The organism is Caballeronia concitans, assembly GCF_001544615.1.
In the GTDB taxonomy this organism is placed as follows: domain Bacteria; phylum Pseudomonadota; class Gammaproteobacteria; order Burkholderiales; family Burkholderiaceae; genus Caballeronia; species Caballeronia concitans.
Genome location: NZ_FCNV02000014.1, coordinates 1 through 24905 on the forward strand (window position 1 = coordinate 1; position 24905 = coordinate 24905).

Sequence of the window (24905 nt, forward strand, 5' to 3'; positions counted from 1 at the left end):
CCGCTGACCCACTTCGCTATCACACATCACGCGCTCTACCACCTTACTCTGAGGGGCGTCGTTCGCGGATCGCTTACGATCGAACAGATGCGGTTCGATCCTCCGGATTTGACAGTAGCGCGCGGCGATCACGTGGTGTGGATCAACAAGGACCTGTTTCCGCACACAGCGACATCCGACGCAAAGGCGTTCGATTCGCGCGACATCGCGCCGGATGCATCGTGGAGCCACGTGGTGCGTGAGACAGGGCGCTACATGTATTCCTGCACGCTGCATCCAACGATGCATGCGGTCCTCAATGTGCGATGAAGACGACCACGACCATGAGCCTTGCTGCTGAGACCACTGACGACGACCTCGGTATCGCGCGCCGCATCGCTGCGGGGGATCGCGCCGCCTTCGCTCTGCTGATGCGACGGCATAACCGCCGGCTTTATCGCATGGCGCGCGCGACCTTGCGCAACGACGCCGATGCGGAGGATGCGCTGCAGGATGCGTATCTGCATGCATACAGATCGATGAACCAGTTCCGCGGTGATTCACAGTTGTTCACGTGGCTGTCGCGGCTCGTGCTCAACGAATGCTTCGGACGCCTGCGGCGCACGGCGAGGCGGCAGAATGTGATTCCGATGGTGGAGTCCCCCGACTTCATCGAACCCGCCGATGCAATGGTCACGCGCGACGACAACGCTCCAGATCAAGCGCTCGCGCGTTCGCAGGTGCGTGCGCTGCTCGAATCGAAGCTCGACGAATTGCCCGAGTTGTTTCGCGTCGTATTCGTGCTGCGCTCCATTGAGGAAATGAGTGTCGAGGAGACCGCGCAGTGTCTGAGCATTCCAGAAGCGACTGTGCGCAGCCGGCATTTTCGCGCGCGCAGCATGTTGCGCGAGTCGCTCGCTCAAGCGCTCGATCTCGCGGAGCGCGACGTGTTCGAGTTCGGCGGGACGCGATGCGATCGCGTCGTTGCCAACGTACTGTCGAAGCTTTCGGGTGGCGCGTCATAACGTTGGCTTTTCGGCGTTGGTCTCGTGCCAATCTTGGCACGATCATGCGTAGCGTGCCCCGCTTCCCTTAAACGCTGGGAGGAGCCGGATCTCGACGCATTGCGTGGCTGTGAAATAGCACAGCCGGCGAAAACGGTCACTGGAATAAAGCGGGATCCTCCATCGTTCTTGTCATCGTGCAAGCAGCCGGACGCCGATCCATCCCGTGGCGGCATGAGCCTGTTTAGCGCATCCGACCTGCAGGCGACTCGATCATGCCGTGCACGATGTGTCGCCTTTGTCTTCCCGCTCGTCACAGTAAAGCCGTCGACGCGCCTCGAAAGCCCGTCGATGCCAGGCGAGCCAGAGGAGAGGAGGGCATGGTGAATTTCGTCGCCATTCGTCGCCTGCTTCAATGCGCCTTGATCCTTGCAGTCGGGGCTGTCTGCATGCTTAACGCGTCATCTGTTCAGGCGCTGCCGATCTTCGCTCGTCAGACAGGGCAAAGCTGCGTCGCCTGCCACGCAGGCGGACAGTTTCCTGAACTGACACCCTATGGCCGAATGTTCAAACTGAACGGCTACACGTTCGGCGAACGTACTGTTCCTATCGCCGTCATGGCGACGCTCGATCTCACGAAGACGCGCGTCAATCATGATGCCAGCGGCAACCTTGTTTCGCCCAAGGACGGATTGCCGATATTCGATGCAGCCAGCATCTTTCTGGCCGGCAAGATTACTGACAGGATCGGGGCGTTCACGCAGTTCACTTACTCGAACTACGATCATCAGGATGCCAACGGCAGATGGATTGGTCACTGGGCGTCCGACAACATGGACTTCCGTTACGTAGACAGGATCATCGGGGACGCAAGCGACCTGATTCTTGGCACCACCCTGCATAATAGTCCGACCGTGCAAGACGTTTGGAACAGCACTCCGGCCTGGAGTTACCCGTACCTTTCCTCGCCGACGAGTGCGGTGGGCGCGCCACAATTCCAGCCGATCATCGAAGGGTCACTGGCACAGCAGGTTGTCGGCGCAGGAGGATACCTGTACTGGAACCGGACGATCTACGCGGAACTGTCCTTCTACAGTACGGCTGACGGCATCTGGTCGTTCATGAGCAAAGGCAACAAGGCCGGCGATCCGAACCATCCGCAGACCTACGTCCGTGGCCAAAACCCTTATTGGCGTGTTGCGCTGACTCACGAGTGGGGACCGCACAACATCATGGTCGGTACGTTCGGGCTGAATGTCAACGTCTACCCCAACGATGCCAACGCATTTCCGAGCTTCACTCAGGGCGTAACTCGCTATCGCGATATCGGCTTCGACGCGCAGTACCAGTATCTGCTCGAGCCGAACACTTTCACGGCACAGGCGCGCTACATCCGGGAAAACATCAGTGATCCGAATAACCTCGTTTTTGGCGACAGCCAGTCTGCCAATTTGAAGTCCTTGCGTCTGAAAGCCTCTTACATTTATCAGGCCAAGTACGGTGCGAGTCTTTCATTTTTCAATATAACCGGCAGCCCGGACAGCGTCGCCTACGCCGGCAGCGCTAACTTTTCTCCTGCCACGCAAGGCTGGACGCCGGAAATATTCTGGATTCCCGTTCAGAACATTCGCGTAGGTTTGCAATACACGCATTTCACCAAATACCTTGGCGCACGTTCGAACTACGATGGTCGAGGACGCAGTGCGAGCGCTAACGACACACTGTTCCTGTACTTTTGGGCTGCATACTGGTGACGCTTCCTGCGCGCTGCATTACAGACGTGAGGCTGCGACGACCACGACGTCGGCATCGGGAGGAAATCGAGTGAAAGCCTTGCCATCGATTATGGCGGCCGTACGGTCCGTGAGCCAACGCCCCACGCAATCGGACATTCATGCGATTTCCCGATGGATCGCGCTTTTTACGCTGTTGAGCGCCGTTGGTTGCCACAATATCGAGCAATCACGGCAAATCGACAATCCAGCCGTCGCCGGGAGGACGATCGCGCAACAGGTGTGCTCGAACTGCCATGGCGTGAACGGCGATTCCGTCTCGCCCACGTTTCCCAAGCTTGCCGGACAGCAAAAGGAATATCTGGTCAATCAACTGATGGACTTTAGGGCACACCTTCGGTCCGATCCGAATGCAAAACGGTTCATGTGGGGATTTTCGCATCTGAGCGACCCGCAAATCGATCAGCTTTCCGCTTATTTCGCGAATCGTCCGCCACCCGCTGGCGTGCCAGGTGATCGTCGCCTTGTCGAGGACGGCAAGACTATCTTCACTTCCGGTATACCGGATAAAGGCGTGCCCGCCTGCAGTGCGTGTCATGGGGCACACGGTGAAGGCATGGGAGAATTTCCGCGTCTCGCGGGGCAGCATGCAGACTACATTCTGAAGCAACTGCTGGTGTTTCGGCATGCTGGCTTGCGGCCGCGTGGGGAGCCAATGAAGGCGATCTCCGACAAGCTGTCAAATGAGGACATGCGCTCGGTAGCAACGTTTCTCGCAGCCTATCCGTCTCGGGCTGGTTCCGAACCAACCATCAGGGAATCGAGCCATGAATGATCGCGTTGCATTCGGCGCTGGACTAATCGGTCTTCCAAGCAAAACGGCGATCGACGGCGCGCCTATTGTGGGTGGAAGCTCTCGTCGGGGAAAGTCGGGGACAATTCGAAACGTCCGCGGGCGCTTACTGTGCGAGCTGAGGCCACGGCGTGACGGTCAGCGGCAAGCTGGCGGTATCGAAGAATCACGAGAAGCCGCCGCCGGACCTGCTCGATCGTCGCGCAACGGTTCGTGAGCGCGGATACGACGAAGCGGAATCCGTGCTTATTCCGGGCGTCGCCGCGATAAGTGCTTAACGGCTCAAGCGGGTCCGGGTTCGGCCGGTCGCCCGCGGCAGACAGCAAGCGGCCAGAGTTACTGCCATTCGCGAACGTCCGTTATCGAATCGCCGATAGCGCGGCCAAACAATTCTGGGCGAGCTAGGCTCCGTGGACTACTCTGTTGCATGCGGTAAGTGCTTTTCGTCCACACGCTGTCATTCGCTGCAGCGCTGAAGTCAATGGTCGGAGACCGTGCAATGATCGCCAAAGCCCTCTCTACTGGCATTTTTTTACTGGCTGGATTTATCTGCCCGACATTCCCCGCATTTTCTCAGTCATCTCCACCAACGTCCGAAAGAGCCGCACAAACCAAGGAGCTGGTCGACAAAGCCGCCGCGTTGATAGACAGCAAAGGCAAAGCCGCGTTTGCCGAGTTTAGAATCAAGGGCAGTGAGTGGTTCCATGGCGACACCTATCTGTTTGCTTACGATCGAAACGCAAATGTCCTGTTGAATCCGGCCTTCCCTGCGCGGGAAGGGACTAACGTCCACGGCCAGAAAGATGCCAACGGCAAGCTGTTTCATGACGCCATGATCCATACGGCTGAAACAACGGGATCGGGCTGGGTCGACTACATGTTCCCGAGACCGGGGCAGACTGAGCCATCGCATAAATGGACGTATGTAAGGGCAGTCAAGATTGACGGAGTTCCAGGCTTGGTAGGTTCGGGCTTCTATTCGGAGTAGCCTGGGAGGCTCAGCGCAGTGAGGCCACCCCACAAGACGTGACGTGCGCAGTGCAGACGCGACTACCTACACGGCGCACTGATCGCTTGCTCCACGCCAAATTGCAACGAGGCCGCTAAAGCGGGACTCATGCCTTTCGGAAGGAGCACGGTGAGGAAGGGATTGGACGTTTCCGGCCCGTCGAGCTTGCTCATAGTGGACTCTGTTTCAGATGACGATCCTGCTAACGGCCCCGACCGCGGCCATTGGAGTTGTGAAGCAAGTAGGTGGATGCCGCCCAGTCCTGTACAACCGTATGGTTTATCTGCCGGAAGGAGCACCCAACGCTCGTCTATTATTTTCTTGGCTTCTTGCCTCGAGTAAGGAACGCAATGAGCAAGGCCGGCCAGCTTCACATCAGGATCTTAACTACAGGAAGTCGCCAGGCAGCACGCTAACCAACACGACAATCCGATACAACAAGACGAACGAGGTCCGTTACCCATGCTGTGCATCGAGGATCTGGCCGTTCCACCAGAGGGGTTTCTACACGGCGAGCCGGAGGGCGCTGAGTATTACGAGGCCGTCCAGATGGCCGGCATGGATGATTTCCATTTCGGCTATTTTGCCGCTTACCGGGCAGGCCGGCTCGTTACGGTGGCACCTTACTTTGTCATGAATTTTAGGCTCAATACCTTGTTGCCCAACGGCTGGCTGAAGCAGAGCCTGAGCTTGATCCGGTTCAAGCTGGCTTGCATCGGGAATCCGATAGCGGATGTTGGCCGCATCCATGGAGATGCCTCCCTGGAAATCCTCTCAGCCATAAACGAGGAGCTGGCGAAGAAGGGTAGCCTGCTCGCCTATAAGGGATTCGGTCAGGACCTGCCGCTGCCGGATTTTGTGCAGGCGATAGGTCTGCCCGTACCTGTGCTGGCGCTCGGCCCGGACTATTACCAGTCGATGAAGAGCGACCGCAGAAACCTCCTTAAACGCAAGCTGAAAAAGTCATCCGCACTGCGCTACGAGGAGTGCGCCGGTCTGCCAGAAAACCTGGTCCCCAAGGTATATCAGCTGTATCTGAACACCTATCACAAGGCCGACTTGAAGTTCGAGAAATTAACGCCTGAATATTTCGTCAACACCAACGCGCTTAGCCAGTACCTGCTTTTCTACCTGGAAGACGAGTTGATCGGGTTCACCCAATTGATCGGCAAGGGAAACAAGCTGGTTAACCGCTATATCGGACTGGACTACGACAAGAGCAGGGACCACGGCTTGTACTTTGCCATGTTCATCCGCGCGATAGATTTCGGCATCCGCGAAGGCTTCACGGAAATCGAACTGGGCGCCACGTCCTACGAGTTCAAGCGCATCCTGGGCGCCCGCCAGCTTCCCACGTGGAACTATTACCGGCATACCACCCCGTTGTTCAACTGGATTCTCGGGAAGTTACGCGGTGTGCTGGAACCGTCGGAGTCCGAATTGCGCTAGCGCGCGAATAGGGTGTCTCTCCGGAAGTGTCGTGCCGCAGTGTTGAACGACCGCTTCGGAGGAGACTCAAGGGCCGGAGTGGTTCGAGAACATTACAACTTTGCCGTAAAAAACAATGTTGCCGCTAAGTTCAAATGTCGGGGTTGCTGCTCACCCTGGCTTGAGTCGGCGCCCGGCGACGGCCTGAATCACCTTGAGCCGGTCCAGTTCGCGCATCGACATCGTGATGGTCCCAGTCGTGTTCATGGTCCGCGCTCCAGAAACGCTTGTCTGGCCACGAACCTACGGCAAAATGCGACATCTCTACTTAGCAGAAACACGACATTTGAACTTGGGACCTACAACATAAAACATCGATAGTAAAGATTATGTCAATTACGATTGGGACACACGGTCCACAACCGCAGCCCCAACCGACGCCTCCCCTAAATCAACACATCCACCGAATTCATCACGCGCCGCATCTCCGGCGTCGATGTCGATGCCGGATCGCGGATGGTGTCCATCAGGCAATTGACGAAGCAGTCGGCCGCAGCGCTGCGCGGCTGTCCGGGCCGCGTGACCACGCCGACCAACGACTCGTCGAGTTGCTCCCGCACCGGAATCGCACAAAGCGATTCCCGTGGCGCGCAGCGCTCGACGAGCGGCCACGGAAAAATGCTCACCATATCCGTCTTTTGCAACAATGAAACCGCCACCGTCAACGAATGCAGAAAATGAACGCTGCGCGGCGAAGGCAAGCCGTGCCGCTTGAACATGTTGTACGGCGCGATACCCTCCGTCTCCGCATCGAGCGCGACGAGCCAGTCCTCGACGAGCAGGTCCGCAAGCGCCCGGCTCTCCGCATGAGGATGCCCCTGCCGTGCGACGACGGCGAGCGTCGTCAGAAAGAGCGGCTTGAAATCAAAGTCAGAGGCGATCTCGCCCGGCGACTGTCGCCCGATGTGAATGTCGAGACTCCCGTCGCGCAGCCGCGGATTCGCAATCGCCAGCAATCCCTCGAAAAACTCCAGTTGCACCTCCGGCATGATCTGCCGGAACCGGCGCACGGCGTCGGGCAGGAACGTCATCGCCACCCACGCCGTGGCCGCAATGGAAAGGCGTCCGCGCGTTTCGCCACGCATCGTGTCGACGGCCTGATGCGCCCGCGCAATCTGACCGACAATGAGACGCGCGTGCTCCAGCAGCGTCCGCCCGTCCGCCGTGAGCGTGACGCCCGACGGCGTGCGCGCGACGAGCTGGAGCCTGAGATCGCCTTCCATCTGCTGAAGACTCTGCGTGATCGCAGCCGGTGACGCGTTGAGCATGCGCGCGGCGCCTCGCACGCTGCCGGTATCGGCGACCGCGACAAGAGCGCGAAGCTGATGAATCTTCATGTGTTCCAAGAGCCCCATGTTGCGCCGGGACGAGATGCTGGCGTGTCACCGCGATTCGCTCCGCAGCGCGTTTCAATGCAGGTCGCTCGCGAACGAGCGCCGAGGTTCGACAGAACGCGAAATCCATTGGATGAAAAAAAGCCTTCGGTCAGAACCGGTGTGTGATGCCTGCCATCACCCCGAACTGGTGCGCTCCATTGAGCGGCGCGTCTCCATATTCATAAACGGTCTGGGAGCTATGAGCGGAGTTCCTCGAGAATCCGACATTCAAATACGCCTGGGTGCGAACGGATAATGAATAGACAGCGCCTGCCACATAGAGCGTCGGATTGCCCGTCTGCGGATCGTTCGAAAGGGTCTGATAGGCCGCAGCCCGAACCTGAAAATCCGGCGAAACGTCATAGCGCCCGCCTCCCCAAATCACCGTTTTCACGGGCGACAAGTCTCCGGTCGTGCGCTCGACACCAGCAAGCAGTGTTGCCGCTCCAATCTTGTACGCAGCGGCGATCACGCCGATCTCCTCGGTCTGCCCCGAGGTATCCACCGTCGCCGTCTGCGCGCCGTTCTTTTGTCGTAGCGCCGCGCTCATGCTGAACGGGCCGTGACTGTATTGCATCCCGATTTCCAGGGTGCGGCCGGATCGGAAATTCCCTGCCACGCCTCCAGTCGCAACCAGCCCTTCGAAAACGAAGCCGCCGTAGTTGTTCGATACATACTTGATCGCGTTGTTGACGATGATGTCCGACAGCGGATTGAGCTGCGCCTGCCCTCCATAGGCGGCGAAGTAGTTCGGATCGAACGTCACCGTTTCATCGAAGAGAACGGAGAACTGGCGGCCTGCTGTCACCTTCCCGAGACCGCCCTTGAGACCGGCATAGCTCTGCCACCCGAACGCCTCACCGGGCAGCCCCGCCATTCCGTTAGTCATGCTGAACGATTGGGACAACTCGAAAATCGCGGATACCCCGCCGCCCAGATCCTCTGATCCGCGCATCCCGAAGATCGTCGGTATGTTTCCGTAATTCTGGAGGTTGATCGCCGAATGCTGTCCGTCTGCACGCGTCGTGTACTGAAGACCTACATCGAGAATTCCGTAAAGCGTCACGCTGCTTTGTGCCATCGCTCCTTGCGACGCACACGCCAAAACCAGAAACGCACCTAACTCAACGACCTTCGACCTCGATTGTCTGCGCATTGTCTCTTCCTGATATGCGTGATCACCGACCGGGCGTGCCGGGCAGGACTATTTTTTTGTGTTTAACGGTTCAATAACATCTCGTCTCTACGTCAAAATCGGGGGGTTGGCAGGAGCAGTTGCTTCAAATTCACTGAAAGCCGTTTGCGAATTCGTGGGCCTGCCTCTTCCTTGATGCCGACTTTAGCCAGAATGCGTGTGACAGTCTCTATACGGATGGCAGAATGGTCGGTAAGGCGTACAGTCCGGCAAAGCTATACACCTGGGCATTGTTGGCGATGCATAGGAATCCGGAATAACAAAGGTGAAGAGCGTACTCGAACGATCGAGTACAAACCGTCTAGCCGATGCCAGCCGAGCTTCTTCCGACGTAGCCGGAACAGCTGTCGATGTCTTCGACGCAATCGACCATCAGCGTCATCAGGTCGCGAAGTTTTCTTCCGGCAAAGCGCTGCTTCTGATAAGCACAGTAGATGCGTCTCGGCTTCGGCTTCCACTCAGGCAACACGGGAACGAGCAGTTCCTGGGTCAGCTCGGGCCGCACGAAGAAGTCCGGCAACAAGGCGATGCCGAAGCCGTCGATGCAGAACGTCTTCATGATCCAGGGATCGTTGGTCGTGACATTGGCCTTGGGACGATACGGCTGGCCTCCGCCTTGCGAATGCAGCATCAGGCCGTCCTTGTCGCCGCTGGCCGAGCGGATGACGATCGAATCGTGGTGCGTGAGGTCCATCGGCGTGACAGGATTGCCCTTCTTCTGAAGATAGGACGGGCTGGCGTACAGCCCATAGCCAATCTGACCGAGCAGCTTGCCGACCAAGTCCGGAATGTCCGGCAGTTCGGCGCAGATGTAGCCGTCGATCTCCTCGGCTTTCGCGCAACCGGGATAGTCGGCGATATCGAGGTTGAGCTTCACATTCGGATGTCGCGCCATGAACAGCTTGGTGACATGCGCGGCGAACGTGGTGCTGAATTCGCTGTCGGCCTTGATCGTCAGTTCGCCGCTAATGCCGGAGCCCAGTTCTTGTAATTGCTCGCGGGCGAGTTCCAGCCGTCCGGAGACGTCAGCGAGTATCTGCTCGCAATGCGTGTAGAAGGCCCTTCCCGCTTCCGTCGGCGTCATGCCGCGCGCGCGCCGGTTGAACAGCGTCACGCCTAGCTCTTCCTCCAGCACTTGCAACTGACGGCTGAGCGTTGCCTTGGAGATGCCGCTGACGGCTTCGGCCTGCGTCAGGCTTCCGCTTCGCATCACGAGCGAGAAGGCCATCACCAGTCTCATATCTAACTGCATAACCTCTCTCCACTGCGGCGCCAGTTTCTGCTCATCTGCCGGACTCAGGCGACATCGAGAGGCGCGATGCCGCGTCGTAATTCACGCTCGCGCCTCTCGATGACCTTTCAGTCTGACGCGGGAACGAAGCGATCCGCAATGCGGGAGAACGATGAGCAGACGCGTCGAAGAAGTCCGCCGGTCTGCAGATCGTTCGTCCCGCGCGACCGTATGCGTCAGTGGACGGCCTTCACCATGTCCTCCACGACCTTCTTGGCATCGCCGAATACCATCATGGTCTTGTCCATGTAGAAGAGTTCGTTGTCCAGCCCGGCGTAACCGGCGGCCATCGAGCGCTTGTTCACGATGATGCTCTTCGCCTTGTAGGCTTCGAGAATCGGCATGCCGGCAATGGGCGAGCCGGGATCGGTCTTGGCGGCCGGGTTGACCACGTCGTTGGCGCCGAGCACCAGCACGACGTCGGCCTGACCGAATTCGCCGTTGATGTCTTCCATCTCGAAGACCTGATCGTACGGCACTTCCGCCTCGGCCAACAGCACGTTCATATGACCGGGCATCCGTCCCGCAACCGGGTGAATCGCATACTTCACCGTCACGCCCTTTTCCTTCAGCAGCTCGGTGAGTTCCTTAAGCGCATGCTGCGCACGCGCCACCGCGAGACCGTATCCCGGCACGATGACCACGGTTTCCGCGTTGCCCATCAGGAAGGCGGCATCGTCGGCCGATCCCGACTTGACCGGACGCTGCTGCTGGCTGCCTGCCGCCGCTCCCGTCGCACCGCCGAAGCCGCCCAGCAGCACGTTGAAGAACGAGCGGTTCATCGCGCGGCACATGATGTACGACAGAATCGCCCCGCTCGATCCGACCAGCGAGCCCGCGATGATCAGCATCGGATGATTCAGCGAGAAGCCGATGCCCGCCGCCGCCCAGCCCGAATACGAGTTCAGCATCGAGACGACCACGGGCATGTCCGCGCCGCCGATCGGAATGATGATGAGAACGCCGAGCACGAAAGCGAGCGCGAGCATCAGCACGAAAGGCAGCCACTCCTGCGATTGCACGAAGATGACGCCGAAGCCGATCATGATCACCGCCAGCAGCAGGTTCAGGGCGTGCTGCCCGGCGAACACCACCGGCGTGCCCTGAAACAGGCGGAACTTGAAGCGCCCGGCCAGCTTGCCGAAGGCGATCACCGAGCCCGAAAAAGTAATCGCCCCGACAAAGCAGCCAATGAACAATTCGATGCGATTGCCGAACGGGATCTCCTGCGATTGCTGCGTCGTGATGCCGAACACCGCCGGCTCGGCCACCGCCGCGACCGCGATGAACACGGCGGCAAGACCGATCAGCGAGTGCATCGCGGCGACGAGTTCCGGCATCTTCGTCATCTCGACCTTCTTCGCCGCGTATCGGGCGTTGGGGCCTTGAAGTACTCGAGGTGAACGCGTTCGGGCGGCAGCGTGGAAAACGTCGCTGAAAAGGCATCCATCAGCGGCGTGGGACCGCAGCAATAAAAATCCGTATCGGACCGATGCGCGGCGAGCACATCGGCGAGATTCAGGGATGCCGCGCCGGGTTCGCCGTCGAACACGCAATGAAGTGCGCCTGCGTGATGGCTTGCCGCGGCAAGTTCTTTCAGTTCAGCGAGAAATGCCGCCTTGGCCGGCGAACGGGCGCAGTAATAGAAGTCCCACGAGCGTCCAAGCTGACTCAGCCGCCGTGCCATCGCCAGCAAGGGCGTGACGCCGATTCCGCCTGCAACGAGAACCGAGTGTGCAGCAGTCTCATTCAGCGGAAAGAAATTGCGCGGCGCACTCACGGTCAAACGGGTGCCGAGTCCGACGGAGTCGTGCATGAACATCGAACCGCCGGCGCCGCCCGCATCGCGATGAACGCCGATCACATACCGGTGACGCTCGGGAGCGTTTGTCAGTGAGTATTGCCTGATCATGCCGGACGCAAGGTGCACGTCGATATGCGCGCCAGCCGTGAATGGCGGCAATTCCCCGCTGACAGGCCAAAGCTCAAAGGAGCGCACGGTTTCCGCTTCGATGCGGATGCCGCGCACTTCGACTTCAAACGTCTCCGACGACTTCATCGCTCCTCCCTGAAATCAGAGCAAGACTGTGTTGATTCGAAATACATTGCTCTCCGGGTCGAGCAGAACCGCCTGATACCAGTGGTAGTAGGTTTCATACGGCGCCTTGATCAACGTGGCCCCGGCCTCCAGCGCGATGGGCACGAGCTTGTCCACGGCCTCCGGTGTATCGACGTCGAAATTGAGCAGAAGCTTGATACCGCTCGTTTCGCTGAGATGAGAGAGTTGGAGTAAGTCGTATGCTTCGTGCGCATTGAATCCAATGCAGCTCTTTCCCGTGTCGAGCCCGCGAAAGATCGGCGAGCGGATGGATTCGATTTCCTGAAAGCCGAACACCTTCTGATAGAAAGCGCTCAGCGCCACGATATCGCGGGCAAAGACGTTGACGTAAGACAGATGTGCCATGTTCTATTCCTGGGGACAGCCGCTCCGATTTTGCAAAAGACGCCATCGGTTGAACGCGATTTCGGGCATCTTGCGTAATCGAACTTTTCCTGAACATGTTCAGTACGATTTGCTTTTCTCAAACGTCCCGCATGAGACCAATGCACGTGCAGGCTGAACCATCTGTACAGTGAACGGTCGTGCGGGGCGCGTAGGTTTTAAAGGGGCGCGCTACGCAGCATCTGCTCAACCGCTCGCACAGAGATGCATTCCATACTTCGTTAATCATGATTAGCCCGCTGAGTGAAACGATGCGTTTCATCTTTTCACCAGCCTCCCCGAATTTACCGGCGACTTTTCCGCTTTAGTACGTTCGCCGCCCGGTAATCGTTCTCACGATCCGCGTCCGCAGAGCCTTTGAAGTATTGACTTCATGGCTCGGATGCAGGGAATCTACGCGGCTCTGAGCGAAATAACCGACGAGAATCCGTCAGTCTCGCGAGCGTTTCAATCGTGAAAAGCACCGTATTTTTTTCCTACCTTTTCTTGCGGCTATCGGTAGATAAAATTCATCTAGGAGCGATTCCATCCGCAGCCTTCGCAACCGAATCGCAAAACAAACTAAAGCGGAGACACCCCATGACTGGCTATGCAACATCAATGGCGGAGCGCATATCTGCGAATGACGCGATGCCGGACAGCGACTGTGAAGTCGCGACATTACCCATGCCTTCGCCTTCGAGGCGCGAACCGGCGCAGCTGGAAGAACTGCGCATCGAGCGTCAGCGTGGCGTGAGCCTTGTGAAGCAGATCGTTGCGAAGCTCGATGCCATGGTCGAGTCGGGGCGCCTGCGTCCGGGTACGAAGACACCTTCGGTTCGTGAACTGGCGAAGTCACTCGAGGTGAGTACGTTCACGGTGGCCGAGGCTTACGATGTGCTCGTCTCCCGGGGTGTGCTGAGTTCGCGGCCGGGCTCCGGATACTTCGTGACTTCGCGCACCGCGCAGGTGACGGCACTGAGGGATGTACCGCCAATACGAAAGGAAGCGGCTTGCGGTTCATGGCTGACGGTCCTCGTTTGGAATCAGGACCCCGATCTGCTGCGAGTCGGTTCAGGCGTGCTGCCGCCCGAGTGGTGCAGCGAAAGCATGTTGTTGCAGGCAGTGAAGCAGGCCATCAAGATGCCGGCTGAACGTCTCGTCGGTTATGGTCATCCGCTCGGCTTCCCGCGCCTGCGTCAATTGCTCGCCCGTGGGTTCACGGAGCGATTCTGTCCTGTCTCACCGGAGCAGATCGTTCTCACGAATGGCGTATCGCACGGTCTCGACCTTGTTGCACGAACCATTCTGCAGCCGGGCGATACGGCATTCGTCGAAGAACCCGGTTACTTCAACACGAACCATCTCTTGCGCAACTATGGCGTACGCATACTCGGCGTGCCGCGAGGATCGGACGGACTCAATGTCGACAAGCTCGCGGAGATGGCCGCGGAACACAGGCCCAAGGCGATCTTTCTCAGTTCGGTGCTGCAAAATCCGCTTTCGTCCACGTTGCCCGCTTCTCAGGCCTATCGCGTGGTCGCGTTGGCCGAGCAATACGACTTCCATATCGTAGAAGACGACATCTATCGCGATCTGGCATTGCCTTCGGATCCGTCATTGGCATCGCTGGATGGATTGAATCGCGTGATCTGCCTGGGTGGCTTCTCCAAGACCATCGCTCCGTCCCTGCGGACAGGATTCATTCTTTGCCCGGATCATCTCGTATCCGATATCGTCCGCACGAAGATGGCATGCGGCCTGACGACGTCGGAACTGAATGAGCGATGCATATTCGAGCTGTTGTCGGACCCGGGGCATCGCCGCTATATCGACAGACTGCGGATGCGCCTTGCAAACGACCGCGAGCGGTTTCTTTCCTTTCTGGCCGAAGTCGGCATGACGCCTCTCGCCACGCCCCGTGGCGGACTCTTCGTGAGTGCGGGATGGCAGGTCAAACCCACTGCCCAGTTCAATGCGGAATCCATCACGGCAGAAGCGAAAGCTGCGAAGATCGCGCTCGTGGGAGGCGATCTGTTCATGCTCGCGCCATCCACGGATAGCGTCTGGTTTCGCTTCAACGTGGCCTACTGCGGTTCACCGGAGCTGCTGTCGTTCCTGAGAAGCGTCTCCGCGCGTGCGCCGAACGCGTGAGCCGGTGCGCCCTCTTCAATGAAAGGCGCACACGGACTCTATGAGTTACCGCAATGCTTGCGCGTGGTAAGCAATGTGCCCGCCGATGAAACTGCTGATGAAATAGTAGCTATGGTCATAGCCGGGGCGTAGATTCAATTGCAGTGGATGGTCCACCGCTTCACACGCTGCACGAAGCAATTGCGGTTGCAACTGGCCTTCGAGAAACTCGTCGGCCTCGCCCTGATCCACGAGCAGCGGCAAACGCTCGACCGAGTTCTGCAACAACGCCACCGTGTCGTATTGTTTCCACGTCTCCTCATCTTCGCCGAGATAAGCGCTGAATGCCTTCTTGCCCCACGGCACCTGAGTCGGCGCGACGATCGGCGAAAAAGCCGACACGCTGCGGTAACGTCCCGGATTACGCAGTGCAATGGTCAATGCGCCGTGCCCGCCCATTGAATGCCCGCTGATTGCGCGTGCCTGACTAGCGGGAAATTCGGCTTCGATGAGCGCCGGCAATTCATCGACCACGTAGTCATACATGCGGTAGTGAGTTGCCCACGGCGCTTGTGATGCGTTGACGTAGAAGCCCGCTCCTTTGCCGATGTCGTACGCTGGATCGTCGGGTACATCGTCGCCGCGCGGGCTGGTATCCGGCGCGACGATGATGAGGCCGTGTTCAGCGGCGTAGCGCTGAGCGCCGGCCTTGGTGACGAAATTCTGCTCGGTGCAGGTCAGGCCCGAAAGCCAGTACAGCACCGGGCATTTTTCTCCGCGCAAGGCCGCATCGGGCAAATAGAGACCGAACTTCATCTCGCAGCCGAGCGTCGACGATACGTGTTTCCAAACTTCCTGGCGGCCGCCGTGGCTGGCGTGTTGCTCGATGCGTTCCATGATCAGGCCTCGCGATAAGTGCCCTTCGCCTTCGCCGAGTGAGCGGCCAGAATGTCCATCAAGGCCGGACTGAGGCAGTCGTAGGGTTCCAGTCCCTTGTCACGCAGCGTCTGACGGATGTCGGCCATCGCAGACGGGGCCGTGCCGCTTTCGATGACGGACGAAACGAAAGCTGCAAAGCCGGGACCATCCCAGCCGCTCTCCTTCGACAGTTCGCTGTGAATGAAGTCGAGTCCGTAGAAGGCGTGATCCTTGTTCTCGATGCGTCCGTACAGATGCGTTCCGCAGGCACTGCAAGCGTGACGCTGAATCAACGCGCTTTCGTCCACCACCTTCAGCTTTTCGCCGTGTGACATCTCACTCGCCGATTCGAAACATCTTGACGACGATAAGAAATACCCATTGAATATCCGACTCAAATTCGACGCTGCCTGAAGGACTTCTGCTGCGCCTGGCAATTCATGCCGCCAGCGCATTCAAGCGAAGTTTTCCGCGAAAGTATTATCGGCAAACAGTGCACTGAACATGTGCAGTCGATATTTCAATCAGGCGGCCGTGACGGAGTCGAGAACATGCCGGTTGCTGGCGCTATCTGTACAGCTGCGCTGAGGCTGTGTGTCCGGCGCACATAGAGCGAACGTCAACGGACAGCGTGTGTTCACAATTGATTGACGCGTTCATTGTCTCGATCCGTATTCGCGCACACCATGCCGCGATATCGTGGTTGCACCGTCGACAAATCGCGGTGCGAGTTGTCGCGTGATGCGGCTTTGCCTGCCGGCCGCTGGTTCTACGTGGCTCTCAGCATAGGAGGCAAAAGATGACTCATCAAACCAGCTCGCCGCGCGCGGACGGACGCGCGCGGGGTTCAACTCTTTGCCTGCGCTGCCAGAAAGCGGCGCCGGGTTTGCATGGCCGCGCGGGCATGGTCGCGAGGTCCGACTGCGCAGAGACCAATCACGATGATTCGCAGCGCCGCGATCGGGTCGAAGCCTTGCTGCGTCATGCGCTCGCGGCGGGTGAATTGAGGGTCGCCTATCAGCCGGTGCTCGATAGCGTGTCGCACGAGACCGTGGGCGCCGAGGCGCTGCTGCGCTGGACCAATAGCGAACTCGGCGACGTCGGGCCCGCCGAATTCATACCCATTGCCGAAGAATCCGGCCTGATGAAGAGCATCGGTGACTGGGTGTTGCAACAGGCCTGCGCCGAGGCCGCTCAATGGCGCTCGACCGTGGCCCCGCGTCTCGTGGTCTCGGTGAACGTTTCGCCGGTCCAGTTCGACGAAGACCTTATACGGCGCGTTGCCGCGTGCCTCGAATGGACCGGACTCGAAGCATCGGCGCTTCAGATTGAAATCACCGAAGGCATATTGATGCCCGACGACGCGGCCGTTCGAGCGACGATCAAAGCGCTCGCGGATCTTGGGGTGAAGCTCGCTATCGACGACTTCGGAACGGGTTACGCGTCCTTGTCGGTTCTCAAGCGCTTCGCTTTGCACAATCTGAAGATTGACCGCTTATTCGTTGGGGATTTGCCCGACAGCCACGATTCGATCGCGATCACGCGTGCACTCGTTGCGATGGCGCATGCGCTCGGCATGACCGTGACCGCCGAAGGCGTTGAAACTTCCGCTCAGGCCAAGGCGCTGCGAGAGTTGGGTTGCGACATGTTGCAGGGCTATCTGTTCGGCCGTGCGACGAGCCCGGCGGAATTCGTCCGGATGCTGTCCTGATCAATGAAATGAATGAATCGACCTGCGCGTTTGCAGAGTCGGTTAACCAAGAATAATTATTTTGTCATCGTGCCAACGGAGACGGCACGAATCAGGAGGAAACCATGTGTGATGCAGAACTTGTCGCGACACTGTTGAACCGCTGGGCCAGTCAGACCTGCGAAGAAGAATTTCAGGCTTATCTTGCCCTTCTGCGCCAAGGCAATCTACCGTTCACTCGCGAACTCGGCTACGTGGGTACGTACGGCATTCGCGATACGAACGCGTGCCGTACCGAGTCACTGATTTTCCGCGACGGCTCGCGTGCGTTGCGCCTCAGTACGCCGAACAGCGCGGCGGGATGGACGCGCTGGACCGCGTTACAACCCCTTCCATGAAGCGCTCGGGATCTGCGCTTCGTAAATAGCGATCTCCCTCGGTCTCATGATCGAGGGAGAGTGATTTGAAGGCGAACTCACGAGCAATCTCGCTGGAGTTCTTTCGACAGACGCAAACGCCGATGCCGTGTGCATGGCAACGCCTCTGCACACGGCTTTGTCCCCACTCACGTCGCTATGTTCACCGCACTCACACCGTCTCGACGACGCGGGCTGCGGCCTTGAGTTTGGCGTCATCATAGACGCGGCGGCGTTCCACTTCGACCAGCGCCCGTTTGCGCTTGATCGACTCCCAATGAATGCCCGCGCCCATCACGGAGACATAATCGTCGAAGCGGTGCTTCCTCGCACGGCGAAAGAATTCGGGCCCGGGCAGTCCGTTGTAGAGCGTGAGCAACGCGCCATAGTCAACGGCCGAAAGTTCGCCGAGCGAAGCCACTGCTTTCTCGAGCGCATCGTACCGAGTTGCCAGTGGATCGTCCGGCCCGAACATCGCGTGAAAGCGCTGATAAGGCAGCAGCCTTTCCTGCTCGGCGGCGCGTCGCAAGGCCGAGGCAATGCGTTCAATACGTTTTGCTTCCATGTTCCCCCTCCTCGCAAGAATCTTTCCGATAGTGGGGGCAAGATACCTTCGACGACGGATCACCGGGAGGCCTAGCACTGATTAACGCATAAAGCAGCGCTAAACGCCGCAAGAGCCGAATACTTTGATCGGAGTGAGTTTCCGACGAGCGAATTCAAACGCATTGCATCCGCGCTTACGATCGAGTGCCTTGAGTTGCACGCGATATCGCTAAGGCTTGACGAACTTGAGTGTCATGCGATCCGACTCGCCGATTGCGGCATAGCGTGCCCGATCGACGTTGCCGCCCTCGTAAGTCGGCGGCAGCGACCACACGCCGTGCGGATAGTCCTTCGTATCCTTCGGATTCGCATTGATCTCACTGCGCGCGACGAGCACGAAGCCGGCCGCTTGCGCATGCTCGATGACGAACGCCTCGGTCACGTAACCCGAGTCGATCATCTGCTGGAGCGTCGTTCCCGGCTTCGCTCTATGTTCTTCGACACCGAGTTCGCCGCCATGCTTGAGCGCACCGTAAAACGCGCGCAGGTTGGCATCGATCTGTCCGTCCTTGATCCAGTTGTGGATGTTTCGAAACGTGAAGACGCGGTCGAATTGCTCGTGCGCGTCGAAGCCTTCGAACTGACCCGCCCGCAACGTACCGACGACCGTGTTCCCGTATAGCGCCGGAGCATTCGCGAGCTTGCGCCGATAATTCGCATCGGTCTCGCGATCTTCTGCGGCAAGCTCGGCGGATGTGCTTAGATATTGCGCTTCATACAAGTGTCCGGAGTCGCGCAGGTAAGGCGCGAGTATGTCCGTGTACCATCCTCCGCCCGGCGCTATTTCCAATACCGTTTGCGTCGGAGTGAGATCGAAGAATTGCAGTGTCTCTTTCGGATGGCGATACACATCCCGCGCACCCGCTCGCTCGCTGCGTTGCGATCCGGCGATGGCGGCATCGAGCGACATCGCGTTTGCACTTTGCGTTTGCGACTCACGCGATGAATCCCGCGACTGCATCGACGACGACGCGCAGCCCGTCAGGGCGAGCGTAAGAAACGTGGCGGCAACTGCGGCACAACGTGTCCGGTCAGGGCGACTGAGGTTCATGGCGATCGGTGCAGGGCTTGAGAAAAGCAACACGATACGCGCGTTCCTCGCCGTTTGCCCTGTCCGCGTTGGCAGCCGCTTTCCGCGTGCCGCATTTCGAAAGGCGCCTGCAATGTCGCAGGTCATACGCCTTCGGAGTCGCGAAGTGATTCGCCGGGACCGGCCGATTCTGACCGTGCTGCGTCGCGCACGACGATTGCGTGCATTCCATTCGGACGGCGTGAATAGCTGCTACATTGTCTGAAGGCAATCGCGATATTTCATATGAATATTCGCTCGGCGTCATCGACCGAGATGGCTGACTTCGATGTCTTGGCGCTCGTCGGTTCGGCAGGCGGGTCGGCGGCTGCACTGGAAGTTCTGCGTACGCTTCCGCCCGATTTCGAGGTGCCGATTGTCGTCGTGCTGCATCTTCCGCCCGACTCCACGCTCCCGGAGATTTACTCGCGTCTGCCGTTCGCCGTGCAATGGGCCCGCTCCGGCGCATCCATTCTCCCCGGCCAGATCGCGATATGCCCGCCGCGCGCTTTCCTCGAACTGCTGCCTGATGGATCGTACGCATTGACGCCTTGCGAGACGGGCGCCATTGAGCGGCCTATCGATCGCTTTCTCGAATCCGTCGCGCACAGCTTTTCCACGCGCGCCATCGCCATCGTGCTGTCCGGCATGGGAAGAGACGGCGCGCTGGGTGCAATGGAATTGCATCGCACGGGCGGCCGCGTGCTCGCGCAAAGCGAGGAGACCGCGGAGCAGCCGTCGATGCCCGCCGCAGTCATCGACTCGGGCGCGGCGGACATGGTCGTTCCGTTGCACGAACTCGGACATCTCGTCGGCGAACTCGTCGCGCGCACGCCCCGTCCCAGGATGCGCTCCGAAGTGGAGTCGATCCGTCGAACGTTCGGCGATGCCGCCGAGGTCGCGGCGCGCGCACGCGAAATCGACTGGTCGCTCAGCGCGCTCGGTCCGGCAGTGAGTTGGCCGGAAGCGTTGCGCGCGGCCGCCCGCACCGCGCTCGATGCGCCCACGCCGATGGCCGTGTGGTGGGGGCCGCAATTCATCCAGATCTATAACGACGCGTGGCGCGCTTTCCTCGGCGTGAGCAAGCATCCGCAAGCGCTCGGCGCACCCGCTCAAGAAACGTGGCCCGAAATATGGCCGCACATCGGTCCGCTGGTTCAGCGCGTGCTGAGCGAAGGCATTGCCGCGAGCGGGGACGATTATCCGCTGCTCGTTCAGCGCTACGGCTTCTTCGAAGAAGTGTTCGCTGCGTTCTCGTATTCGCCCATACGCGACGCGACCGGCTCGGTCGTGGGCGTCTTCAACAGCGTGTGGGAGACGACCAAGAATGTCGTGTCCGAGCGCCGCCTGCTGGCGTTGCGCGCGTTGACTTCGAAACTGGCGGGCGCGCAAGGCGTGCTCGACGCCTGCGAACGCGTTGGCACAGCGCTCGCGTCATATCCACAGGACGTGCCGTTCGCGCTGATCTATCTGATCGACGAACGAACGAGGCAGGCAACGCTCGCCGCGTCGACCGGAATCGAAGCCGGTGCGGGCAGCGCGCCGCGCGTTCTCGATCTCGATAGCGACGCTCTCTGGCCGATCGCGAGTGCGTTGTCGGGATCGATCATCGACGGTAGCGAAGGCCTCTTCATCGACGATCTCGCGAACCGTTGCCCCGGCTTGAGCCCCGTTCCTCATGTGCGTGGAGGCGGACTGCCGCCACAGACCGCGCAACTGCGTCCGATTCGCGCCGCCACCGATGAGCCTCCGCTCGGCGTCGTGGTGCTTGCATTGTCGCCGCATCGGCCGTGGGACGAGGCGTATCGCAGCTTCATCGATCTGGTCGTGCGTCAGATTTCGGCCGGCCTTGCCGAAGGACAGGCGAAGGAACGCGAGCGCGAACGACTCGACCGGCTCGCCGATGTCGACCGCGCCAAGACCGAGTTCTTCGCCAACGTCAGCCACGAATTTCGCACGCCGCTCACATTGCTTCTCGCGCCGCTCGACGAACTCGTCCGCAGCAAGGACCTGCTGCCCGCGCCGCTCGCCGAAGAAGTGAAAGTGGCGGCGAGCAATGCGCGGCGGCTGCAGTCGCTCGTCACCAACTTACTCGACTTCTCGCAGATCGAATCGCGCCGCCAGCCGCCCCAGCTTGCACTCACCGACTTGTGCATGTTGACGGTGGATGTCGCGAGTCATTTCCGCAGCGCGATAGAAGCGGCGGGGCTGGAATTCCAGATTCATTCCGACCCGGAAATGCCGTTGGTGCCGGTCGAACCCGACATGTGGCGCAGCCTCGTTTCGAATCTGCTGGCGAACGCGCTGAAGTTCACGTTCGAAGGAAGCATCACCGTTCAGCTGCTCGCCTTGCGCCTTCACGCGGAGGTGGTGATTTCGGACACGGGCGTCGGCATTCCGAGCGACGAGCTTCCGAATATCTTCAAGCGTTTTCATCGCGTTCGAGGCACGCGCGCACGCACGGCCGAAGGCGCGGGCATCGGGCTGTCCATCGTTCACGATCTGATCAGCCGCATGGGCGGACAGATTCGCGTACGCAGCCGCGAAGGACATGGAACCGCGTTCACCATCTGGATGCCCTACAAATCGTTTCGTTATACGAAGCAAACGTCTGCGCGGGGCATCGCGATGCCGTCGAAGGACATCGTCGCGGATCTTGCGGAACAGGCGACGCGATGGGTAACCGATATCAAGCCGGAAGCCGTCGGCGTGCTGGAGGATCTCGTCGGCCGCCATCATGAGGCCAGCTTTATCGGCGCGCCGCAGAACGGACGCATCGTGGTCGTCGACGACAACGCGGACGTGCGCCGTTATCTGCGCCGCCTGCTGGGCGAGCGCTGGAGCGTCGAGACCGTAGCGGAGGCGGACGCTGCGCTCGGCCTGATTGCAAGCTGGCGTCCGGACGTGGTGCTTGCCGACGTCATGATGCCCGGAATGGACGGCTTCGAACTGCTGCGCAGAGTGCGCGCCGATCCCGCCTTGAAATGCACGCCCGTCATGCTCGTGACGGCGCGTGCCGGCGAAACGGCTGCCGTCGAAGGTTTGGTGGCCGGCGCCGATGACTACGTCGCGAAGCCATTCTCGCCGCGCGAACTGCTTGCGCGTGTGGCCGCGCTCATCGAACGGGCGCGCTCCGCTGCGGCTTTGCGCGAAAGCGAAATGCGCTTCAGGGCGTTCGTATCGGCAAGCTCCGACGTGGTGTATCGAATGAGCGCCGACTGGTCCGAGATGCTCGAACTGAATGGCCGGGGCCTTCTGCCCGACATGAAAGCCGCAAGCGAAGGCTGGATGACCGGCTACATTCATCCGGACGATCAAGCCGACGTGCAGGCGGCGATCAAGCGCGCCGTCGCGGGAAAGCATATGTTCGAGCTGGAGCATCGCGTGCGGCGGCTGGACGGCACGCTCGGATGGACGCTTTCGCGTGCGTTGCCCATTCTCGACGACGCCGGGAACATCAAGGAATGGCTGGGCGCTGCAAGCGACGTCACCGCGCGCAAGCAGGCGGAAGAAGCATTGCGCGACAGCGAACGCTTGTTGCAGCGAAGCCAGCATTGGATCGCCGCGCAAAGGGACGCGTTCCAGGCCGCGATGAGCGGTGCGCCGATCGAAACGTCACTCGGCATTCTCACGGAGACGCTCGTCGCACAAGCCGACGATGGCCGGCGCTGCGCGTTCTATATCGCAGAGGGCAACACGCTGCGGCATGTCGTGGGCATGTCCGACGAATACGCGCGCTGCGTCGATGGCTTCATCATTTCGCCGGAATCACTGGCTTGCGGACTCGCCGTCGCGATGGACCAGCCCGTCATCACGCCGGACATTTTCATGGAGCCGAAATGGCGGAACTGGCTCTGGCTCGCGTCGCAATTCGGTTATCGCGGATGCTGGTCGTTTCCGGTCAAGACGCGCGATGGCAGGCTCGTCGGCGCGCTCGCCATGTATTTCGCGGATACGCGTGAGCCTGCCGCCTCGGACCTCGAACTCGCGCAGGCATTCGCGGAGACGGCCGCCATCATCATTTCGCGCGATGTCAACGCGGGGGCCGCGGAGCCCGCGCGCGTGTAGTGTCGCTTAGGGACTATCGGCAAGCGATACTCGCCGATCCCGTTGCGACAACTTGAGCGCCTCCCATCCCAGATCGGCAAAGCACGGACCTTGCGTCGCTTCGCTGAATTTCACGTCGTTGTGTTCGGCGTTCCATTCGAGTATCACGACTTTCCCATCGGAATCCACAGTCAGATCCCAGCCGATACAGCGCGCAAACGGCACCTTCGCATGAAGCTCGACGACCTTGTCGGCACATGCGGAAAACGCGGGCAACGTCAGACCTTCGAAAGTGACTTTCGAGTCGGGATGCGCGTGGGCATCCGTCCAGTCGCTCAGATAGCCCTTGCTGAAGAGGCGTCCGGTTGCGAGGTCGATGGGTACGCACACTTCGCTGTCGGGCCGGATATACGTGTCGGCGGCGCGGCCGAGGCGCAGGAAACACGCGCGCAACGAGACGTGGCCCGCATCGTCGACGACGGTGGTCAGACGCACCGTGGCGACCGCCTTCGATGCGAACTGATCGAACCATGCGTGCTGCACGATGAATCGTTGCAGCACGCCGTTGCCGAGCTGGCGGATGCGCGCGACATCGAACTCTCTGCGATCCATCAGAAAGACGCCCTTGCCTTGCGACGTCTGATCGAGCTTGAACGCGACGCTATCCGTGCTGCGGAACACGATGTTCGCGACTTCCGAATCCGGAATGGCAATATGATCGGCGGTATAGAAAATGCCGTTCACGTAGTACGCGATATCCGGGAATGCGTCGTCGCGAAAGAGGAGCCGCGCAACCGGCTTGAGGTGCGAGACCTGACCGTAGAGTCCCTTCAGTTTCGGAACGACGACCCAGCCGTAATAGTTATCGGGAATCCAGCCTTCCTTGAACTTGCCGCTCAGCGCCGTATAGACGTGCAGCCACGGTGCGTAACACGCGTCGCCGAATACGTCGGATGCGTAGGCATCGGCGAGCCGCAATTGAGCGGGGTCCGTTCTTCCGTGCTTCTCTTCGATCGCGCGGCGGATCATTCGGGCCTCGACGCCATGCCTCCAGTGAAAACGGCGGGATGAGAGATTCCGCCATGAAACTTTGACTAAGGTCTTGACCTGCTTGGGTGACATAGTGCGGTCCGTGTAGATGTTCTTCGTGCCAGCATGGACGTTAACCAGTGCGGTCTTATCAAGCGCTTAATGAAACAAAACTTGGCGGATAAGCGCTGCGTTTTGACGCCGCTGGAGTTAATTCACCTTGCTAATTCACTACATCGCTCTTTCGACGTAAGCAATACGACAGATGCACCCGGAAAATACGCGATGTTGTCAGACGATAGACGGCTCTTGCACGCTCGAGCGTCGCCTATAATTTTTTTGGCACCTGACGGTCGCCTTAAACGCCAAGTGCCAGGCCGGAACGCGAAACATTCAAACGATGTTCCTTTATCTGCGGCGTTGCTGCGTAAGCGCCCGTCCCATAGGCGCAATGCCGCCTTGTCTTCCTTCGTCTTTGCGTCTTTATGCACGCATGGAAAATCCGGCGCACGTCGTGTTGCGCTGGCCGTCCTTCACGGACCGGCCACGATTCACGCGTGCGGCAGATTCACTTCACTTCGAGAGGA

20 protein-coding genes and 5 pseudogenes are annotated in these 24905 nt (G+C 59.6%); 13 read left to right on the forward strand and 12 right to left on the reverse strand.

The window, feature by feature from the left end:
• Positions 1–18 precede the first annotated feature (18 nt).
• From AWB72_RS24085 to AWB72_RS24110, 7 genes are all read left to right on the forward strand, one after another.
• Entirely contained in the window at positions 19–309 is a 291-nt protein-coding gene (locus AWB72_RS24085; protein WP_244285737.1) for a cupredoxin domain-containing protein, read from the forward strand.
• 14 nt (positions 310–323) lie between these two features.
• Positions 324–1004, forward strand: coding sequence for an RNA polymerase sigma factor (locus AWB72_RS24090; protein ID WP_040053523.1), 681 nt, complete (start codon positions 324–326; stop codon positions 1002–1004).
• 359 nt (positions 1005–1363) lie between these two features.
• The gene (locus AWB72_RS24095) at positions 1364–2737 is read left to right on the forward strand and encodes a hypothetical protein (RefSeq protein WP_040053417.1); all 1374 of its coding nucleotides are present in this window, start codon (positions 1364–1366) and stop codon (positions 2735–2737) included.
• A 70-nt stretch (positions 2738–2807) separates the two neighbouring features.
• Positions 2808–3551 (forward strand): c-type cytochrome, encoded by a 744-nt coding sequence (locus AWB72_RS24100; protein WP_244285729.1) that lies wholly within the window; start codon positions 2808–2810, stop codon positions 3549–3551.
• Positions 3552–3700: 149 nt separating this feature from the next.
• On the forward strand, positions 3701–3847 hold the full coding sequence (locus AWB72_RS28975; RefSeq protein WP_159459400.1) for a hypothetical protein: 147 nt from the start codon (positions 3701–3703) through the stop codon (positions 3845–3847).
• Positions 3848–4068: 221 nt separating this feature from the next.
• Positions 4069–4557, forward strand: a complete 489-nt coding sequence (locus AWB72_RS24105; protein WP_040053419.1) for a cache domain-containing protein — start codon at positions 4069–4071, stop codon at positions 4555–4557.
• A 483-nt stretch (positions 4558–5040) separates the two neighbouring features.
• Positions 5041–6027, forward strand: a complete 987-nt coding sequence (locus AWB72_RS24110) for a GNAT family N-acetyltransferase (protein WP_040053420.1) — start codon at positions 5041–5043, stop codon at positions 6025–6027.
• Positions 6028–6452: 425 nt separating this feature from the next.
• On the opposite strand, the gene AWB72_RS24115 is transcribed toward AWB72_RS24110, so the two are convergent.
• The 6 genes and pseudogenes from AWB72_RS24115 to AWB72_RS24140 form a co-directional block, all read right to left on the reverse strand.
• The gene (locus AWB72_RS24115) at positions 6453–7403 is read right to left on the reverse strand and encodes a LysR family transcriptional regulator (RefSeq protein ID WP_040053524.1); all 951 of its coding nucleotides are present in this window, start codon (positions 7401–7403) and stop codon (positions 6453–6455) included.
• Positions 7404–7551: 148 nt separating this feature from the next.
• On the reverse strand, positions 7552–8598 hold the full coding sequence (locus AWB72_RS24120) for a porin (RefSeq protein WP_087128783.1): 1047 nt from the start codon (positions 8596–8598) through the stop codon (positions 7552–7554).
• 340 nt (positions 8599–8938) lie between these two features.
• Positions 8939–9889 (reverse strand): LysR family transcriptional regulator, encoded by a 951-nt coding sequence (locus tag AWB72_RS24125; protein WP_040053422.1) that lies wholly within the window; start codon positions 9887–9889, stop codon positions 8939–8941.
• 215 nt (positions 9890–10104) lie between these two features.
• Positions 10105–11298, reverse strand: a pseudogene (locus AWB72_RS24130) (NAD(P)(+) transhydrogenase (Re/Si-specific) subunit beta); the annotation flags it as partial.
• Positions 11274–11987 carry a ferredoxin reductase gene (locus tag AWB72_RS29560; protein WP_342066186.1) on the reverse strand — a complete coding sequence of 238 codons (714 nt, stop codon included), beginning with the start codon at positions 11985–11987 and terminating at the stop codon, positions 11274–11276. The gene AWB72_RS29560 and the pseudogene AWB72_RS24130, both read right to left, overlap by 25 nt.
• A 15-nt stretch (positions 11988–12002) precedes the next feature.
• Positions 12003–12392: a VOC family protein gene (locus AWB72_RS24140; protein ID WP_087128785.1), complete on the reverse strand. Its 390-nt coding sequence runs from the start codon at positions 12390–12392 to the stop codon at positions 12003–12005.
• 492 nt (positions 12393–12884) lie between these two features.
• Between AWB72_RS24140 and AWB72_RS24145 the strand changes: the two genes are divergently transcribed.
• Complete coding sequence (locus tag AWB72_RS24145; RefSeq protein ID WP_244285730.1) at positions 12885–14564, forward strand: aminotransferase-like domain-containing protein; 1680 nt, start codon at positions 12885–12887, stop codon at positions 14562–14564.
• A 45-nt stretch (positions 14565–14609) separates the two neighbouring features.
• On the opposite strand, the gene fghA is transcribed toward AWB72_RS24145, so the two are convergent.
• The 3 genes and pseudogenes from fghA to AWB72_RS29565 form a co-directional block, all read right to left on the reverse strand.
• On the reverse strand, positions 14610–15440 hold the full coding sequence (gene fghA / locus AWB72_RS24150; protein ID WP_040053425.1) for an S-formylglutathione hydrolase: 831 nt from the start codon (positions 15438–15440) through the stop codon (positions 14610–14612).
• A gap of 2 nt (positions 15441–15442) precedes the next feature.
• Positions 15443–15793, reverse strand: a pseudogene (locus AWB72_RS24155) (S-(hydroxymethyl)glutathione synthase); the annotation flags it as partial.
• Between the two features lie 515 nt (positions 15794–16308).
• Positions 16309–16446, reverse strand: a complete 138-nt coding sequence (locus AWB72_RS29565) for a hypothetical protein (protein ID WP_244285741.1) — start codon at positions 16444–16446, stop codon at positions 16309–16311.
• A 51-nt stretch (positions 16447–16497) separates the two neighbouring features.
• Between AWB72_RS29565 and AWB72_RS24160 the strand changes: the two genes are divergently transcribed.
• Together AWB72_RS24160 and AWB72_RS24165 are read left to right on the forward strand one after the other, a co-directional pair.
• Positions 16498–17172, forward strand: a complete 675-nt coding sequence (locus tag AWB72_RS24160; protein ID WP_342066216.1) for a putative bifunctional diguanylate cyclase/phosphodiesterase — start codon at positions 16498–16500, stop codon at positions 17170–17172.
• Positions 17173–17276: 104 nt separating this feature from the next.
• Entirely contained in the window at positions 17277–17549 is a 273-nt protein-coding gene (locus tag AWB72_RS24165) for a hypothetical protein (protein ID WP_084593139.1), read from the forward strand.
• Between the two features lie 190 nt (positions 17550–17739).
• Here the strand turns inward: AWB72_RS24165 and AWB72_RS24170 are convergent, their stop codons facing one another.
• Both AWB72_RS24170 and AWB72_RS24175 read right to left on the reverse strand, forming a co-directional pair.
• Positions 17740–18132 carry a hypothetical protein gene (locus tag AWB72_RS24170; RefSeq protein ID WP_040053426.1) on the reverse strand — a complete coding sequence of 131 codons (393 nt, stop codon included), beginning with the start codon at positions 18130–18132 and terminating at the stop codon, positions 17740–17742.
• Positions 18133–18342: 210 nt separating this feature from the next.
• Positions 18343–19224: a class I SAM-dependent methyltransferase gene (locus AWB72_RS24175; protein WP_040053427.1), complete on the reverse strand. Its 882-nt coding sequence runs from the start codon at positions 19222–19224 to the stop codon at positions 18343–18345.
• Between the two features lie 294 nt (positions 19225–19518).
• Between AWB72_RS24175 and AWB72_RS29840 the strand changes: the two are divergent.
• The 3 pseudogenes from AWB72_RS29840 to AWB72_RS29850 form a co-directional block, all read left to right on the forward strand.
• Positions 19519–21816: pseudogene (locus AWB72_RS29840) on the forward strand (chemotaxis protein CheB); the annotation flags it as partial.
• Positions 21817–22029: 213 nt separating this feature from the next.
• A pseudogene (locus AWB72_RS29845) lies at positions 22030–22368 on the forward strand (response regulator transcription factor); the annotation flags it as partial.
• 171 nt (positions 22369–22539) lie between these two features.
• Positions 22540–23310 (forward strand): annotated as a pseudogene (locus tag AWB72_RS29850) (GAF domain-containing protein); the annotation flags it as partial.
• 6 nt (positions 23311–23316) lie between these two features.
• Here AWB72_RS29850 and AWB72_RS24185 read toward each other — a convergent pair.
• Complete coding sequence (locus tag AWB72_RS24185) at positions 23317–24318, reverse strand: sugar-transfer associated ATP-grasp domain-containing protein (RefSeq protein ID WP_052450146.1); 1002 nt, start codon at positions 24316–24318, stop codon at positions 23317–23319.
• Positions 24319–24905: the final 587 nt, after the last annotated feature.